This is a genomic window from Photobacterium carnosum, assembly GCF_002849605.1.
Taxonomy (GTDB): domain Bacteria; phylum Pseudomonadota; class Gammaproteobacteria; order Enterobacterales; family Vibrionaceae; genus Photobacterium; species Photobacterium carnosum.
This window is the reverse complement of record NZ_NPIB01000020.1, coordinates 31470-48394: the sequence shown is the minus strand read 5'-3', so window position 1 is coordinate 48394 and position 16925 is coordinate 31470. Positions and strand designations below refer to the sequence as shown.

The following is a 16925-nucleotide window of genomic DNA, read 5'->3' as shown; positions in this document are numbered from 1 at the left end:
TTACATTCCTTGTGGAGTGTAACGGGCTTTTTCGTTATTAAATGTTGATTATGAGTTAATCATTCTTTTTAGGTTGATTAACGATCATTGATGTTAATCATTCTTTTTAGGTTGATTAACGATCATTGATGTTAATTCTTCAATATCGTAATTTTGCTTTGGTAATACTTCGTGTAACGTAACATCGGCACTTTCACATGCCATTCTAACAAACTCGTCACGCTCAACACGGTCTTTACGATTATGACTTGCATCATTAAGCTCTACGGCACATACAAAACTCATATCGCTAACATTACAGATTACAAAGTCGAAGTGCTTTTGACTGATCTTTGAAAAGTGTCGATGCCATAATTTTCTATTTCCTTTTCGTGTTACACCAACATCTAACACATCAGCGATTCTAACTTTCGGGCAAACAACATACTCACTAGGAGTGGCCTGTACTAAGGCTTTATAAAACTTTAGCTCTGTAGTTGTTACTAATGAGTCGATCTTTTTATATTGGTATTCTGGTTCAGTAGGTGTTTCTTCCTGTGTTTTTTCTGGTACTGGTGCTTGAGATGAAGATCCAGTTGTAAATGCAGAAAAAGCGATTAACCCTACTATAACTACGATAATAATTACTAAAACGGTGATGCCCATATATATAACCTAATGTTCAATTTTGAGAAATGGCTATGTTAATTTAATATCTTTGAGCGAAGACATTTAGTACATCAATGGTATTGAAATGCCCACGATTTAACTTTTAATGAAGTAATGAATCGCAACTGAATTTTCATATACGACTCATGTAACAGCACAAGATAAACCTAAGTTTAATATTTAAAAGATACTAAAATAATAATCAAGAAGTATTGATAAAGTATTCTTCAAATATTACAAGCGAGAACCTAACAACCAAAATTCAATAACTTGAAAAAGATTTGGTTAAAATGCAGTATTAAATTAGTATTGTAATAGTTGTATATGGATATTATATAAGTATTGCAATAGTTGTTTTTTGGTATTGCTTTAATATTTTTTGAAAAAAGCGCCCTTGATGGACGCTCTGGTTAATTGAATAATCAACTTAATAGTGATAGAAACATATCAACAATGTCACCGCACAGAACGTAAACTACTGCACCAGAAGCCAAACCGATTCCGAATGGGAAAGCCCCGTTTTTGTGTTTCTTTGATGCGAGAAAATATAATGCGGTAATGAAGCCAACAATAACTGCTACGGCCATTGTTGCGATTAATGACTGAGCACCAAGCCAAGCTCCAATTGCGGCAAATAACTTGAAATCACCATGTCCCATTCCCTGTTTTTTAAATACAAAAACACAAAATACATTCAATAACCATAGCGACATATAGCCAATTGTCGCGCCCCATATAGCATCTACTGGCGATAACATTGAGTATTTAGTACAAGACAACAATAGGCCAACCCATAATAGCGGTTGGGTTATATTGTCGGGTAAAGTCATGGTGTCGTAATCTAGCAAGCACAGTAACCATAGCATCAAGCCAAACAGCGCGAATGAATAGAAGCTAGTTGAATCAACATTAATTTGTAGTGCGGTGACATATACGGCAAAAACAACACAGCTTACGACTGTACGTATGCTAATTAATTTTCCAGCATCCAAACTTTCATTAATAACAGTTCGCCACTGATTAGCAACGATAGAAGTAAGGCCACCAGCAACAAAGCCGCCAGCGATAATAGACATAATCATCTTTAGTTCCTCATTTTGATAACTACATCATAAATCGTCAGTGATATTTACTGTTGATTAGTAAGTTCACCATTTTTATGGGTTATTTCATTCAACTCCGCTACAATCCGCCATCATTAAAGTACAAAAAACATACCGCCATGATTTACATAAAACCGTAAATATTTATCAATAATCATGAAAAAATGCTAATAATTTATATAAAACATAATTAGTTACAAAAAATTATGATTAACAACAAATAATTATTGCGATTTAATGTGAGTTTTTTGCCTGAGTTCATATTGTAATCAGATTTGTTAACTATTAATCTAGCTGCTCAATAACAGCATCTTGCGGTGAAAGCTCCGTAATCAAATCTGAGCATCTAACTCAAGTAAATCTATCCATATCCCCTGTACTTATCGAACCAAAAAATGAGTAGCGATTTCTCAAGCGCATACTCATAAAAACCACCAACCTTAATTTTCACCAACAACCCAATCAAATAGCGCAAACGCATTGCGTCTACAACAAAATCAATGGAATTATCTAATGAACAATACAAAACCATTACTTATCATCAACTGTAGTGATTTAAAGAAACTCGGTGTACATGCCGCATATGATTTGTATCAGGGAAAGATATTCTCTCTGATTAACTCTAACTGTCGTGATATACGTGAATACGCAGATGTTTTAATTATGTCAGCCAAGCATGGTTTAATTACTGCAGATGCACAAATTGCACATTACAATCTTGAAATGCCCAATATTGGCACTTTGGAAATGAACGAGTTTATTAAGACTCACAAGAAATCGGCAACCGTACTACTTAAAGAAAAGTTAACTAAAGGTCGTGATTGTTACGTATGCCTAACGCTAAAGTATCAACATACATTCGATCACCTAACTGAAAATGGCTTAACATCCAGATTTAAAGGGCTTAATTACCTCTATGTCTCACGTAACTGTGGTGGCATTGGCTATATGCGTGGTCGAGTGAAAGGTATCGTTAATGCCATAGTTAACAAGGCTTGCATTAAGCCTGTTATCTTCCGTTCTGGGGTGGCAAATGCTGACGAAGCAATTGGCTATTTATCTGCTGGCTGCAACATCGGTACGTCACTCGCCTATTTTGACTCCAAACCTTTCCTACCTTACTTCATATCCAATTCGCTAAAGTCACAATATTCATTCATTGATAACGGTGTAATTACAGCGATGAACAAAGGTGAAAACGTCACTCCAAATGATGTTTTTGCTAATTACAAAAACATCATAGATCGCCTGACAGTAGAACAAGCGAGTAGGTTATCGTTAGTCGTTCCTGACGACATATTGTTTCCAACGAAAAGCCTAAAAGTCGTTACGGATCATGCTAAAGCAATAATTGCCCTGGCAAACCGTTGCCAAGTAATGATCGTTGTACATAAGTGCGGGAATGTTGTTAATCATGCGACTAACATGCTTGAAGCTCTTAATTATCATCCAAATATCACGCTTGGCGTACCCTCACGTTTGAGTATTGATACTGGATTTGAGGGTTTAGATAAGATCCATCCACGCCTTTCATTATCAGATATAGAAAGATTGCTGGAAATGAAAGTACCAATCAAACCTAACAGTAAAGTTAAGCGTCCTGTGTGGCGTAGAGTGCATTTCTTAGGGCTGTGTGAGAAGTCGGGTCAGGCATATATGGATAGATTGAACCTTGCGGCTCAATACGGCTATATGACACCGCACTTTGATACTTGCCGAACGCCAGCATTAATAGGTAACGAGAAGAAATCAAACTTGCTAGGCACTAAACTACTTCGCTTATCTAAAAACATGATTGAGCATAATCGTGTAGTTAACGATGTTTGTTTCAAGTCACATGATATTGATAGCGAATGGGATGAACCTGTTATCTATGAGGCTATGACTGAATTGTTAAATCGTTCTGTTAGTGTGTATCTACATAATTGGAATGCAATATTTAAAGGAACAGCTTTGGCATTTACAACAAGTGAGCAGTCAAGCTATATGTCGATGAATGAAGATGATGCAATTGTCGAGTTAGATGATTTACTTTGTCGAATTGATCCTGCTTTTTTAACTCAAAAAGCCAAGCCGCATTTTTGGATGACGTTTTGCGAACGTAAGCATGAGTCAATTAGCGTTGAAAGACGTATAGCTGCACTTTGCAAAGCAATGGTTGGTGATAAAAAACCTGTACCAGTAATGCTACCTGTTGAGTTTAATCACACACTACCCCAACCCCTCCAAGGGCAACTATTCTATCTACCTGAGTTGAAATATATACAATAGCAATAGCTGTTAAATATATTTGTAGCCCTACATAAATATTGTAAAAATATTACATTTAAATAAAAACAACCATAAGTCATTGTTTTTGTGTAGTTGGTAATATTAATACAATACTAATAATTGATTTAATTATTATTACTTACCGATATTTCGTTGAGTAACTTTAAATATTTCAAAATCCACGATGCGCCCTTGGGCGCATTTTTTGTATCTAAAAAATTTACGCCGATGAAAAATAAAAAATAAACCAATTAAAAACAGTAACTTAAAAGTAGATGTGTTAAATGAAAAGTAAAATTGTTAATTGAAAAATTAAAGTAAAATTTTTTCTTATATTTTTTACAAATCAGACTAGGTGACGCTTACCGAAAACAAAATTAAAAATTATTATAGTTATATTGTTATGACGAACGAGGTTAAGAATATGAAAAATAAACATTTTTTAAAATTAATAAGAAAAGCCATTGTTGGCGCATTATTAATAACGACAACCGCACCAGTATTGGCGGCTAATTCATTTACGGCTAACGCAAATTACACTGTTAAGTACGGCTCTAACGCACAAGTACGACTTGATCGCCTAAATGTTCTCATGGCAAAACATGCGAACTCGCCTATTGAAACAAAGTTAATAGTAGTTAACGACTTCTTTAATGCGTTTTTTTACCGCGAAGATTCAGTGTTATGGGGGCAGGATGATTACTGGGCTTCACTTATTGAATTTCTTGGTGTGGGTATGGGTGATTGTGAGGACTACGCAATTGCTAAGTTAGAAGTGCTAACTCGCATGGGTGTTGATAAAGAAAAACTACGCCTAATATACACAACTGCAAACGATATAACACCGCACATGGTACTAGGTTACTATTCTAATCAATCCGCTCGTCCTCTTATAATGGATAACATACAGAATGAGGTTCTTCCTATGTCTGTACGAGTAGACTTAAAGCAGGTGTATTCGTTTAACGATGTGGGTGTCTGGGTAATTGTAAACGGCAAATCTAAATTTGCAGGTAACTCTAAACGCTTATCTCTATGGGGTGATTTGAACACTCGTACAGCTATGCGTTTGCCTACTGAAAACTATAAAATTATCTAATCAATAATCAAGAAATTTAATATGACAATATTATCAAAAGAACATCATAAAATGGGCTACTTATGGGTAGCTCCATTACTTAAAATGTAAGATCCGTATTTAATCAGTAGTTAAAAAATACTGGATAAATAATAATACAATACTTTAGTAGTATTGTAAGATCACTTAACTCAATGATTATTTGTAAAAATAGTGAATTTACAATACTTCTTAAATATTAAGAAAATATTTCAAGACTAGATAAAAAGTTTAAACATGAAAAGATTAAGTGGAATAAAATTAGAACATATTGCAGCATGTCTTGCTGTTCACTCTTTGCGTGATATACCTCAATTAAATCGTGATGCGGTACTGTGGGCGGCAAAAAACGGACAAAGCTCAAGTGTTGCTGCAGCTCGATCTGGCATTCATTATAAGATGGTTTCAAGAGCAGCTAAAAAAGTGCTAGAAACACACCAGATAATGATGCAAGCGTATTTAGATATAGAACCCGATCCAATAACTATGCATGGCAACACAAAAGAAGCAAAAGAAATACGTAAAGAACGCAAAGCTAAGTTGCTGCAATACAATTTAAAAAAGTAAAGTTACTTCTGTTCTGGAATTAATCATTAGCCCTAAAACGAGGGGTTATTTAAACTATTTGCCAATGATCACGCTAGCTATTATCATTACCATTCTTCATAACGGCATCAGACGGTGAAAGCCCCGCACTCTACTTATTAAACTATCTAAACATTCCCAACTGTCCAATATCGCGCCATGAACTACATTCAGTTCATGCGTTTACCTATATCTGTTAAATTCCCTATCAGGAAATACTACTATGTCTATCGACTCTAAAATTAATAACATCATTGAAATTGCAGAAACATTCCATAATGTTGATTCTCAATTTCTACTCGCAGCACTCAACAAGTGTAAGAATATCTTTGATCGTGAGTTTTCACTTAAAAATGAATTATTTAATGTGAATGGTACATTTAACTATGTGTTATCGCATATGCCAGCGCATTATCTAAACGATCACCTTACCTGCATGAGTAATGATGAAGTTATAGAAGTTGAAAGCAAGTTTGAATCTATGCTTGATGGTTTTTATAACAAGCATGACTACCTACGTGCTTTTTGATTTTGTAAACAACAATGTCTAACGTAGTTACCAGGGCTAAGTTCTTAGCTTTTGTTCCAGCAATCTATAAGCCAATCCTCCATGCTTAATAATTACCTAAACCCCAACGCTTACTTCCATAAAGAGATTAATACTGCTAACAGCCTTGCCCAACAAAAGGGCATTGATGTTGATTCATTTACAGAACATCAACAGCTAGCAGCATTGTTTGCTTTTAACTGGCAATCAGATCTTAACGATTACGAACGAACTGAGTTTCTTAATTCATGCCCGTTTACTAATCGTGATAGCTACGAATATCGTGTTTACTCAACAGTCTGTACTTCAAGAACTGGCGTTACATTTACTGATCACAGCGTATCAGTATTGATAAATAACAGTCACGATAACCAAGCGACACAAGACCTCACGATTCATGTTTATAAGGTACTTTGCGAATTAAGTTATAACGAGCTACAAGCACTTTTCTTTGGCTAAACAAACATCTATCTAATAATCCCCAAAAGGAAAAACCTAATGCCTCTATCTAATATCACACCTAAATTCGTTCTAATCACGCTTGTATACGATGATAACGAATCATTTTCATCAAGCGATACCTTTGCTTTAAGTAATCATACAAGGCTTACACAAGCTGAAATTGAGTTTGAAATAGAGCCTCTATTTAGGTTCGCAACGTATGACTATGGCAAGTACCCAAAATCATCTTTCATTCCGAACAAATATGGCTTACCAACATTGAGTCAAGTTGAGTTCGACATTTTGGAAGATGATCGTGATAACCCATACCATGCAATCTCAAATGTAAATTTCACCAATGAAACCATCGCACCAATTGGTAATGATATTTCCATTGTGTTGGACGCTTACAAACAGGGTGGCATAAAGGAATATCACGAAAAATATTTAACTTGCGTGAATGGCTTACGTTGTGAGTACAAACACCGATTAACTATGCTAGATAAACTAGCGCAAAATATTCAAAACGATCCGCAGTAACACTCAATCCCCAATCTCTAAAATCCAATAATCCAATATCAAGGTCACTCCAGAGTGACCTTTTATCTATCAGGAACAATCTAATGAAATTTCTAATCAATACTAAGATCGGTCTAAATCGTGGCAAAAAGCGTCTATGGCTTGAAGGAGTTCGCCTTGCGCGTTGCGGCTTCAATGTGGGTGCAAACATCGCTGTTGATACTGCTGGTGATAAGTTAACGATCAAACGTGATGCTAACGCAGACAAGATTGTTAGTAAGCGTAAAAAGCGTGAAGAATACTTACCGATCATCGAAATTACTGGCTCTAAATTAGATGCTTATAATGTTGATGAAAATGTACGTGTTCTTATTACACCAAAAGGCATCATTGTTAGTCGAACGACTAGCGATACCGCTAAGAAAGAAATGCTTTCTCAATTAGTTAATCGTGTAAAAGAGGGTAAACCATTACGTGTTTGTTCACTGTTTCACGGTGGCGGTGTGCTTGATAGTGCAATTCATGATGGTATGAGTAACGCTGGCATTAAATCTAAAATCGCTTTAGCTGTTGAGTGTGAGTCTGCTTACCTCGATGCCTCACTAAATAACAATCCTCACTTGTTTGATGAAAATAGTGTCGTGATTGAATCAAAAGTGCAATACGTCAACTCGAACGGTTCTGATCGTTATGATATAGGCGTAATGGGCATTCCTTGTACCGGAGCTAGCATTGCTGGAAAATCGAAGAACAAGCTCTCTGCTGCTGAACAACATGCGGAAGCTGGAACAATGTTCCACTATGCATTGAACTTCGCCTTAAAAGCACCAATCGTTCTAATTGAAAATGTAGTTGAGTATGAAAAAACACTGAGCTTTAGTGTTATCCGCTCAGTTCTTGAGGAACAAGGCTATAAGGTACAAACGAAAGTAGTTAATGGAAATGAATTTGGTGCATTCGAGAATAGAAATCGTCTTTGTGCAGTAGCTATGCTTCAAGAAATAGCTGATTTATTCGATATTGATGAAATCGTACCTAATACTAATATTCAAGTGCCTTTACTTGGTGAGTTAATGGATGATGTACCAGAAGATTCTACTCGCTGGAAAACGTTTCAATATATTATTGATAAAGAGGTACGTGATAAAATGGCTGGTAAAGGCTTTGGTCGTACTCTCTTAGATGAAAACAGTAAGTATTGCGGTGTAGTAGGGTGTATCACAAGTGCCGTTCAAGTGAGCCGTACATTAAAGCTAAATTTGATGATGTACTGACTCGACTGTTTACACCAAACGAACATGCACGGATCAAAACAATACCTAACCGATTAATCAACGGTGTGTCTGATACTATCGCACATGAGATTCTTGGACAGTCCGTTATCTTTAACGCTTTTGTTAAGGCCGGTGAGGTGATTGGTGAAGCTATATCTAATTTCGTAAATAGCAGTTTTACTTCTTTTAAGTACGCTGCCTAAGCACTACTACTTGTTGAAGTAATAGTGCCACACATGTAAAAAAGCCTCGCATTCTGTATGACTACAGATAGCGAGGCTTTTTTTTTAACATCTACAATAATATAGATAAAGTATTAACGCAGTATTACTAATCATGGCAATTTAATATAACCTATTGATTTTTATATATCACACTTCTACACGTAATATTTTTAAAATATTTTAAAACAATATTTTAAGTATTAAAACAGTTCATCCATAACTTCATTACCGTAGCTTAAAGCTATTTGAGTATCATGAAATTTTGTGCAAATAGACAGGTCATTTGGTAATGACAATTGATTAGCTATCAAGACTTTATATTTATTTTTTAGCAACTTGGTATCAAAAATAAAATCTTCATTCACTTTCGTAATCTGGCTGAACTTTAGTTGATTATTACTGAATGCCTCATAACCACAATAAATAATAGTTTGTAAATCTTTGAAATACTGCTGGTGGTTTCGAAAAGTAATTTTGCTTTCTGCAATTTCAGAAAATAGATTTAGTTGTGATTGAACAATTACACTTTGCGGAGCAGTTAAACCCGATAAATCGACAGCACCAGAACCGGCATGAGCAAAGTTGATAGAAAAAATGATTGTAAGAGTTAGCGCGTAAAGTTTCATGTTGAGCCTCGTACTTTTATTTGGCTCATATTACGTTGTCACGCGCTAACTAGCGTTTTTAGTGTGAAAGCTATTTTTTGAAGTATTTATAGAATTTTTCTATTGCCTCGTCTACGTCATTAGAGAAAAACGGCTGAGGCTTATCTGTCATACTCTCGATAAGCTTTCTTGTAGTTAGATATGAGTCAATTGCCAGTTTCCATGCATTGACTTGTTCTTGTTTAACATCAAGGATTGCCGATACTTTATTGACCTCAATAATTGTCTGCGCAAGCGAGTTCATGACTGGCGACATTGTTTCCAGTAGTGGGATAGATTCATCCTTGGCCTCTTGCTTTTTCTCTTTAATAGCCTTAACAACAGGATTCTTTACATATTTCAAACAAAACCGAATGCCTGTGATTTTCTTTTTAACTCGGATAAGTTCATAACCTTTAGGTTCTGCACCCTCAGCTTCTGGCTTGTCCGTGGCAACCCAATAACCTTGTGACTTACTTAGTAACTGCTGAAATGCTGGCTCAATAACACGATGCTGTAATGATTGCATACGAGGATAAAGGGGAACTTTTTCAAAAATTTCTGTTTTCGGATTGTATTTCAGAACATGATCACCGTAGCGAACACTATCATCACCACGCTTTATAGCATCCTCAACATCTTTGCGTGAATACGTCTTGTAATCACACGCGAACGTAAAACGGAAGTCTTCAATACTCATAGTCATGCCATTTACATGACGTTTGTTCTTGCTGATTACTTCAAGTAATTTCTGGCTGTAACCACCATCAAGCTCAGTCCAAATAGAAAGATCTGTGTCAGAATAACCTTTTGAATGATCAATAAGTTTAATTGCAGCATCACGGTCGATTAATATTTCTAATACACCACCGGAAATTTCAGCTTTTGGAATAATCACGTACATCTTAGTGACTAGCTTACCTGCGGCATCACGATCTTGTTCATGTACTACTCGTCCCATTATCCCTTTTAATGCTCGACCAATAATACGATGAGTTTCGTAATCAATACTGCCAAACATTTTCTTAATAATGTCCTGCTGAAAACGAACAGCCAAATGGTGTTTAGGTATTGTGTCTGGATCTGGGCGAAAATTATTGTAGTGAGCTCTACGTTCATCTACTGATAATTCAGTAACGGACATTTTGCCGTTGATTAGATCACTTTCATATAATTCATCACGCCATTGCTTAATTTGTAAAAGTAATAACGCAACAATCTTACGTTGATTTTTATTTAGTTCTTGGCGACCAAATAAAAACTTAGCAGGAATGATATACCTCAATTCTTCTGGCATACGATAAAGCATTGTTTGTGGCTGTTCACTTGTAGCACTTAGCTTATTACTCATAGTCATCCCAAACTTAAAGATTTTTATTATTAGAACGTCATTTCAACATGAGTTAGATGTATCGTCAACAAATAAAGCAACATTGAACACAGCCAGTGTTGCCATATTTAACACCTAAAAACCACATTCAAATATAATCATTTATATTCAGATACTTATGAAAAATAACGTGTTTTAGATCACATAAGATATGACAACATCAAAGCCGATAATCTACAAGTTCACGAAATCATGTAAGCTAGACTTGATAAAATATAACTTATTGATAAATAACCACTTGTTAAATTTATAGTCACATAAAATACACATTACAGAAACAATAATAATACATATCAACCAAGAAACACCCACAGTAAAGACAAAATCGGCATGGTTTTTTTCGTAAACCGGCAAATTAACGGGATTTTGTTGCTGTATTTGACAGCCCCACTAAAACAACCGCTTGTTTTTTGAACAACAAGTGATCTACCGCTGATTTTTCACCCCTACAAGGATTATATTTTCGGGATTTTGTTGCTGTATCTTTCTTTGGCCTATTCCTAGTGTTTTTTGTGAGCACTATCGGAAAATATGACCGTTTTTTGTTTTTGATTGCATCAAGTTTCGGGATTTTGTTGCTGTATTTTCGTTTCGAGAGGGAATTAATGAATAACCACGATATTTTGTTGCTATGTTTTTTCATTATCCACATGCGGTAACGGTTAAAATAAAACCAACAAGGGTATTTATCACCCTAAATTACGGGATTTTGTTGCTGTATCTTCGGGATTCTGTTGCTGTTCAACGGGATTCTGTTGCTGTATCACGGGATTCTGTTGCTGTATCGCGGGATTCTGTTGCTGTATCACGGGATTCTGTTGCTGTATCTACGGGATTCTGTTGCTGTATCTACGGGATTCTGTTGCTGTTCAACGGGATCTTGTTGCTATTCAACGGGATCTTGTTGCTGTATATTGCCTTATTTCAAATATTAATCAGTAACTTAAAATCAGACAAAGCTTAAAGTGTAAAGTAAAGCTTAAAGTAAAGCCTAAAGTACCTAAAGTATTAAAGCGTTAAAGTTTAAAGTAAAAATAAATAAAAGATCTTTAGAGCCATTTTTTTAAAATTTAAAACAGCAAAAATAAAAACACACTGCGAACTAGTTATACAAACACGATCCCAACAGAAGATCCTGAATTGGATCTTAAAAGATCAATTACCGATCTTTTCTTAAATTATCCCCTGTAAGCGATTCTAAGAGCCACCAATAAGATAGTGCTAACTTGATAGGGTAATTGGGGCAATAAAGCCTTAGGTTTATTCTCGGGGCGTTTTAGAGCTATATGGGAAGTGACTACGGCGCGTGATCTTTTCAGTTTGAAGTGAATGATAAGATCAGCCTGTAGCGTGATGTAAGGCTTTTAACGATAATCTGAACTACCTGTCGAGATAAGAGCTTTGGGACTTGTACAGAGCGATTGAGGCGTTCGTATGGCATGTTTGATGGTGTGGCGCAGGAGAAGTTGTTACTTAAAGTTAATCGTGAAGTCGTCAGCGTATACGATTAACTTTAAAAGTGATGGATAACTGAAAATAATAAATTAACATCAATATTTGCGGTTTTTGATAAGTATATCTAAATAATCATGATTATTCATAAATCATGGCTGTATATTTTACGTTCAAAAAAAGAGCCGAAGCTCTTTTTTAAATTACCTTTTGTTGCTTAATTTGATCCTCTATGTATTTTACTGTCTGGTATTTGAACTCAATAAATGAAATATCCAGTAGTACAGATAGCCTTTGAATTTCGGCAATGAAGTTAGATCTAAACTCAACAAATAACGGGCTTGATTCAAATTGCTTTTTGGCACTAGCTACACGATTTGGATTGCTGAGGTATTGTCTTAGATACTTTCTACAGATCATCCGTGGTTTTGCTTTTTTACTATTGCGTGAAAAGCATTCTGCACTCATTTCAGCGATAGTGTTTAAAGACATAAGATCATTTAATCGTTTAAATCTATTTAATTTTACCGCTAGTCGTTCTACGAATAATTCATTCTCTAAACGCACTTGTTGATAAAGTGATTCTTGTGCGAAGCGTAACTGTTCTGTTTTTAGCTCTGCTTTGAACTCTGGCGATACTTCTTTTGGATCAATTCCTATCACTTTATAACTCAATGAAATTCTATAACGTTCCCCTGGCTCATATTTGGAATTTTTAGGGTTTACGGCTTTAACTTCTAGTTTGTAGCCATATTTATTTGCTAGGCCAATGAGTCGGTTTGTATATTTGAATGTTGAATAGAACACCTGTCGAGCTAGTGTTTTGTTGTTCGTAGTGCTAATGCCAAATGTTTCTAGTAATGACATATTTAGAACGCGATCAATTTCATCATCGTCAATAAGTATTAGTGGCTGCATCGTGATTCTCATAATGATGTACTAGTGGTATTTTATCGTGAATGTTGATTTGTATTAAGTTTTACCTATATTGTTTTTGGATAAACTTGAAATATTTAAAAAACTTTTTTTGAATATATAGATAGGCGATATGTGGTAATGCTGGGTGGGTATTCATTCTTGTAGTAAATATTTGATGGGGTATAAGAAAGTAATGGTTTATTTGTTGAAATGTATCAACTAATTGATTTGTAACTATTAATATGTGTAATTATTTTTTATCTTGATTTTTCAAATAGCTACTAGCTGGCAATGGTGATTAATCAATAAAAAAACCGCCTTTTAAAGAGCGGTCTTAATGAATATTTTATGAATGGTTTATTAAGGGCAATTAATTCGTTCGTGGCTCAATAAATACTTAGGTATGGGTTTATTGCTATTTAGATTTTTAATTTCCACTATTGACTGTGAGAACTTAATGCATTTATCGGAAGAAACTAAATAGGTCACTTCAAGGTCTTTTACTATATGGTTATCTTCGTTTATTTTAGTATTGATCCTCTCACTATGTTCAGCAGGGGTGCTACATGCTGAAAGCAGAATGCAAACAAATAGAGAGGTAATTGTTTTTGTTATTTTCAAAATCTATTCCTGAATGTTATTTTTGATTATTACAAGTTTACTTTATTGAACATGTGACGTTGGTTCATTCCACCACCCGTCATATGAGTTGTATTTGGTTCGCATAGCTGAACATAGTGATTCAATATCAGGTGGTAGTGTGGATGCGCTCTCTTTTGGTAACGGGAATCGTACCTTGATAACTCTTGAACCCTCGACAATACAAAATGCCTGTCCTTTGGGGAGGGCTATGATCTGATCTGGTGTAATGAGTTTTTGGGTTTTGGCTGTACCAACAGAATCACTAACGCGAGTTGAAAATACTTTAGTGTCCAATCCATCATCTATAATTCCAGAATCAGGTGTGACACCGTTTTGTATTTTTGTGTCATACAGGTCTACTTCTGGTAGCTGATCGGTGAATAACTTAGCTGTATCTTCGGTTTTGACACGGAACATTATTAAGGTGTTGAAGTTAGACTCCAATACCTCCGCTTTGGCTCTGTCATTAAGTTTAACTGTAAGATCCTGTCTTGATTGTGTATAAGCAGTTACGCGCATACCTGAACCACCAGCTTTGTTCAAAATTGGCATAAATTCTTCACCAACCATTTCGTTTGCTTCGTCAAGATGCAAATAACAAACAGGTTTTTCAGTTGATAAACAACCATCTACACCATAGTTAATGCCTGACTTATATATTTTACCGGATAAGCTCAGTAGGTCAGAGAGCATGGCGTTTGAACATGCACTAGCTACGTCACGGTTTGTCATGGCATCGAAACCACAATAAACAACGGCACGTTTACGTGCTGCTTGAGTCCAATCGAAAACAGGGCGAGGATCATCTAAGTCATCATAGTTGGGAGACAATACTTTTAAGTTGTCACCGCTACATAGCTTTTCAAGGAACGGTAAGTAACTAGCTGTAATTTTAGAGAAGTAACTTGGGTCATAACGGACAGCGTTAAGTACAGCTTCATATACCGGATCATCTTTCATATTACCGGCTTCTTGCTGTTCTTTAATAAGCATATAAAAAGCTAAAGATTCGCGTGACATTGCCTTTAATGACGCTGGAATACCTTTCATTGTTTGCTTCAAGTCTTCGTGTAGTTCTTGCCAGTTTTCAATTTCTAGCTCAACCATCAGCATTTTACAGTATTCCAGATACAGCACTTCCATATCCATGATGTATTTACGGATCAGGTCATAACTAGGACGCTTACGTAGTCGGCATAAAGCAGTACAAATAACATTAGAGAATCGCCACGCGAACTCTTTAAATGCGTTATCTGAGCCGCCACCTAACGGGTTCGTCGATCTGGTCGCACACTCCGAGATCTGGCTAAAGTGCCCAATACCGTTATAACGGGCTGTAACGTCTGGCGCGCCAAGGTGAAATAGAATGAACTCGCGTCCATGCCGCTTTGCTTCTGAGTAGCAACGAGCAAGTAAATCTGCATCACCTTTTGGATCAAGCACTGCAACCATTGCCTCTGGCTCAGTCACTACTTTTTTGACAATTGAACCGTCATACCCACGATAAGTAATCTTACGTTTTACAACACGGGCAATATCTGCAGATATGAATAACTCTGCTGCACGGGTTTTACCCACACGGGTAGTGCCCATAACAAGCGTATGTCCATTTCGGCCACCGAGCTCCATGAACATATCTTTTTCTTCACTTGCACCTACACCATGTAGATAAGGCTCACCACCAACGGGAGGGAGTGGCGCATATGGATTATCAATTAAGTTAATGTAATTGAGTTTATTACTGATTGTAGCCAGTGGTTTAAGTGCCGGTCTTTTTTCAATTATTCGATTAAGGCGTTTAGCTATTTTTTTTCCGTTAATTATTTTTCCAGAGCTTGTTAGGTCTGCGATTAGGCGCAATTTACCTGTTTTTGCTGCATATCGTTCTAATTCACGCGCTTTATAATAAAGGGGTGATTGCTTGATGTACTTCCGACCGTTTTGCTTTTGGCATTCATAGGCGCGTTGGGCATGTACTTGAGTCCAATCAAAACCTTTGCCGAGATAGAACTCTGTTTCAGAAACAGGTAATTCTTCTGTGGTCATTGCGAACGCTTCTAATCGCGTTAGATTTTTTTGATAACGCTTTAACTTGCGACCATTAACAATCTGTGTTCCAGCCATTGCTGCGGTAGCTACAGCCAATGTATAGCTGAGTGATGCAGGTAAACCAGCAAGGCTAGGAACTGCAGCTAGGGCGTAAGTACCCAACGAGCTAACCAAAGCTGCTTTGTATTCGGTTATTGGGCGTAATTGCCCATCCATTCTGTATTCAACAGTCATATCAATATTGTTTTTAATTGAGTCGTAGCGTAACGATATTGCTGTTTACAAAATCAACATGGATTAGTTGTTTAATCGCTGATTGTCTAATCAATGATGAATTTAACTTTTATGTGAAAATCGTAAACGGAGGGTAATTATGGCTCAAGAAAACAAGGGAAATTCACAACAAGGCAGTTCACAAAAAAGAGAGAAGCCACCACGTTATACAGGTGGTATTGGTGCTTTATTTAGGCTGGCGTTTGAAATAGTTATTGTTTCATTCTTACTAATAATTATAGCTATAGGTGTGGAGTATGTTGCTGTAATATTTGGCTTTGTAGACAAAGGAATAGATCATAGCCGATTAGTGTTAATCAAATATTTTGAATTTTTATCATTGGATAAAACAGGGCATAAATACATGATCGATCCATTATCTGTAACAAGTTATTTTATGGATGGTGTGTCAGGACTTTTTAATACAAATATGAAAGAGTTAATGCTAACTCCGCAAGTTGGAATGAGGGCTTGGTTATATATTCCAATCTTTGTTGTATTCACAACGATCATTAAAATGTCGTATGTTGTTAGTTCATTGCCTTTGTTCTTTATTGTTTGGTTATGCATGTTTGCAGATGGATTCGTGCTACGGAAGGAACGCATTTACACTGGCGTAAGAGATAGTGGTTTAAAATGGTCGATCTCAATGCACTTGGTGGGTGTTCCACTAGTAGGATTCATGTTGATTTATTTGGTTGCACCGACAGATAACCATCCAACTCTATGGTTATTGCCAATCATATTGTTGAGTGGGGTTGGTATACGCGCTGCTGTATCAAATTTCTCGAAATTTAACTAAAAAAACTCTGTATTACTTGTCACCTC

Annotated in this window: 14 protein-coding genes; 8 read left to right on the top strand and 6 right to left on the bottom strand. The window is 36.1% G+C overall.

Going from position 1 to position 16925, the window contains the following annotated elements:
- Positions 1-93: 93 nt before the first annotated feature.
- The gene (locus tag CIK00_RS14975) at positions 94-645 is read right to left on the bottom strand and encodes a DUF2726 domain-containing protein (protein ID WP_065208248.1); all 552 of its coding nucleotides are present in this window, start codon (positions 643-645) and stop codon (positions 94-96) included.
- 425 nt (positions 646-1070) lie between these two features.
- Positions 1071-1730 carry a prepilin peptidase gene (locus CIK00_RS14970; protein ID WP_065208247.1) on the bottom strand — a complete coding sequence of 220 codons (660 nt, stop codon included), beginning with the start codon at positions 1728-1730 and terminating at the stop codon, positions 1071-1073.
- Between the two features lie 534 nt (positions 1731-2264).
- On the opposite strand from CIK00_RS14970, the gene CIK00_RS14965 reads away from it, so the two are divergent.
- The 7 genes from CIK00_RS14965 to CIK00_RS14935 all read left to right on the top strand — a co-directional run bounded on the left by CIK00_RS14965 (position 2265) and on the right by CIK00_RS14935 (position 8505).
- Entirely contained in the window at positions 2265-4022 is a 1758-nt protein-coding gene (locus CIK00_RS14965; protein WP_065208246.1) for a DUF6884 domain-containing protein, read from the top strand.
- Between the two features lie 424 nt (positions 4023-4446).
- The gene (locus tag CIK00_RS14960; protein WP_065208260.1) at positions 4447-5121 is read left to right on the top strand and encodes a transglutaminase-like cysteine peptidase; all 675 of its coding nucleotides are present in this window, start codon (positions 4447-4449) and stop codon (positions 5119-5121) included.
- 255 nt (positions 5122-5376) lie between these two features.
- Positions 5377-5706 (top strand): hypothetical protein, encoded by a 330-nt coding sequence (locus CIK00_RS14955; RefSeq protein WP_065208245.1) that lies wholly within the window; start codon positions 5377-5379, stop codon positions 5704-5706.
- Between the two features lie 241 nt (positions 5707-5947).
- The gene (locus tag CIK00_RS14950; RefSeq protein WP_065208244.1) at positions 5948-6253 is read left to right on the top strand and encodes a hypothetical protein; all 306 of its coding nucleotides are present in this window, start codon (positions 5948-5950) and stop codon (positions 6251-6253) included.
- A gap of 81 nt (positions 6254-6334) precedes the next feature.
- Positions 6335-6730: a hypothetical protein gene (locus CIK00_RS14945; protein WP_065208243.1), complete on the top strand. Its 396-nt coding sequence runs from the start codon at positions 6335-6337 to the stop codon at positions 6728-6730.
- Between the two features lie 39 nt (positions 6731-6769).
- The gene (locus CIK00_RS14940) at positions 6770-7252 is read left to right on the top strand and encodes a hypothetical protein (protein WP_065208242.1); all 483 of its coding nucleotides are present in this window, start codon (positions 6770-6772) and stop codon (positions 7250-7252) included.
- Positions 7253-7335: 83 nt separating this feature from the next.
- Positions 7336-8505, top strand: coding sequence for a DNA cytosine methyltransferase (locus CIK00_RS14935; RefSeq protein ID WP_082960767.1), 1170 nt, complete (start codon positions 7336-7338; stop codon positions 8503-8505).
- A 424-nt stretch (positions 8506-8929) separates the two neighbouring features.
- Here CIK00_RS14935 and CIK00_RS14930 read toward each other — a convergent pair whose 3' ends face one another.
- The 4 genes from CIK00_RS14930 to traD form a co-directional block, all read right to left on the bottom strand.
- Positions 8930-9355 carry a hypothetical protein gene (locus CIK00_RS14930; protein ID WP_065208241.1) on the bottom strand — a complete coding sequence of 142 codons (426 nt, stop codon included), beginning with the start codon at positions 9353-9355 and terminating at the stop codon, positions 8930-8932.
- A 70-nt stretch (positions 9356-9425) separates the two neighbouring features.
- A complete protein-coding gene (locus tag CIK00_RS14925; protein ID WP_065208240.1) occupies positions 9426-10724 on the bottom strand; it encodes a RepB family plasmid replication initiator protein in 1299 nt (432 codons plus the stop codon).
- Between the two features lie 1689 nt (positions 10725-12413).
- Positions 12414-13133, bottom strand: a complete 720-nt coding sequence (locus CIK00_RS14920) for a hypothetical protein (protein WP_065208239.1) — start codon at positions 13131-13133, stop codon at positions 12414-12416.
- Between the two features lie 663 nt (positions 13134-13796).
- Positions 13797-16058 carry a type IV conjugative transfer system coupling protein TraD gene (gene traD / locus CIK00_RS14915; RefSeq protein ID WP_082960765.1) on the bottom strand — a complete coding sequence of 754 codons (2262 nt, stop codon included), beginning with the start codon at positions 16056-16058 and terminating at the stop codon, positions 13797-13799.
- 139 nt (positions 16059-16197) lie between these two features.
- Between traD and CIK00_RS14910 the strand changes: the two genes are divergently transcribed.
- Complete coding sequence (locus CIK00_RS14910; RefSeq protein WP_065208237.1) at positions 16198-16899, top strand: DUF4400 domain-containing protein; 702 nt, start codon at positions 16198-16200, stop codon at positions 16897-16899.
- Positions 16900-16925: the final 26 nt, after the last annotated feature.

Coding starts and splice junctions, on each gene's coding strand:
- CIK00_RS14975 (WP_065208248.1), bottom strand. CDS start 645: ATGGGCATCACCGTTTTAGTAATTATTATCGTAGTTATAGTAGGGTTA.
- CIK00_RS14970 (WP_065208247.1), bottom strand. CDS start 1,730: ATGATTATGTCTATTATCGCTGGCGGCTTTGTTGCTGGTGGCCTTACT.
- CIK00_RS14965 (WP_065208246.1), top strand. CDS start 2,265: ATGAACAATACAAAACCATTACTTATCATCAACTGTAGTGATTTAAAG.
- CIK00_RS14960 (WP_065208260.1), top strand. CDS start 4,447: ATGAAAAATAAACATTTTTTAAAATTAATAAGAAAAGCCATTGTTGGC.
- CIK00_RS14955 (WP_065208245.1), top strand. CDS start 5,377: ATGAAAAGATTAAGTGGAATAAAATTAGAACATATTGCAGCATGTCTT.
- CIK00_RS14950 (WP_065208244.1), top strand. CDS start 5,948: ATGTCTATCGACTCTAAAATTAATAACATCATTGAAATTGCAGAAACA.
- CIK00_RS14945 (WP_065208243.1), top strand. CDS start 6,335: ATGCTTAATAATTACCTAAACCCCAACGCTTACTTCCATAAAGAGATT.
- CIK00_RS14940 (WP_065208242.1), top strand. CDS start 6,770: ATGCCTCTATCTAATATCACACCTAAATTCGTTCTAATCACGCTTGTA.
- CIK00_RS14935 (WP_082960767.1), top strand. CDS start 7,336: ATGAAATTTCTAATCAATACTAAGATCGGTCTAAATCGTGGCAAAAAG.
- CIK00_RS14930 (WP_065208241.1), bottom strand. CDS start 9,355: ATGAAACTTTACGCGCTAACTCTTACAATCATTTTTTCTATCAACTTT.
- CIK00_RS14925 (WP_065208240.1), bottom strand. CDS start 10,724: ATGAGTAATAAGCTAAGTGCTACAAGTGAACAGCCACAAACAATGCTT.
- CIK00_RS14920 (WP_065208239.1), bottom strand. CDS start 13,133: ATGCAGCCACTAATACTTATTGACGATGATGAAATTGATCGCGTTCTA.
- traD (WP_082960765.1), bottom strand. CDS start 16,058: ATGACTGTTGAATACAGAATGGATGGGCAATTACGCCCAATAACCGAA.
- CIK00_RS14910 (WP_065208237.1), top strand. CDS start 16,198: ATGGCTCAAGAAAACAAGGGAAATTCACAACAAGGCAGTTCACAAAAA.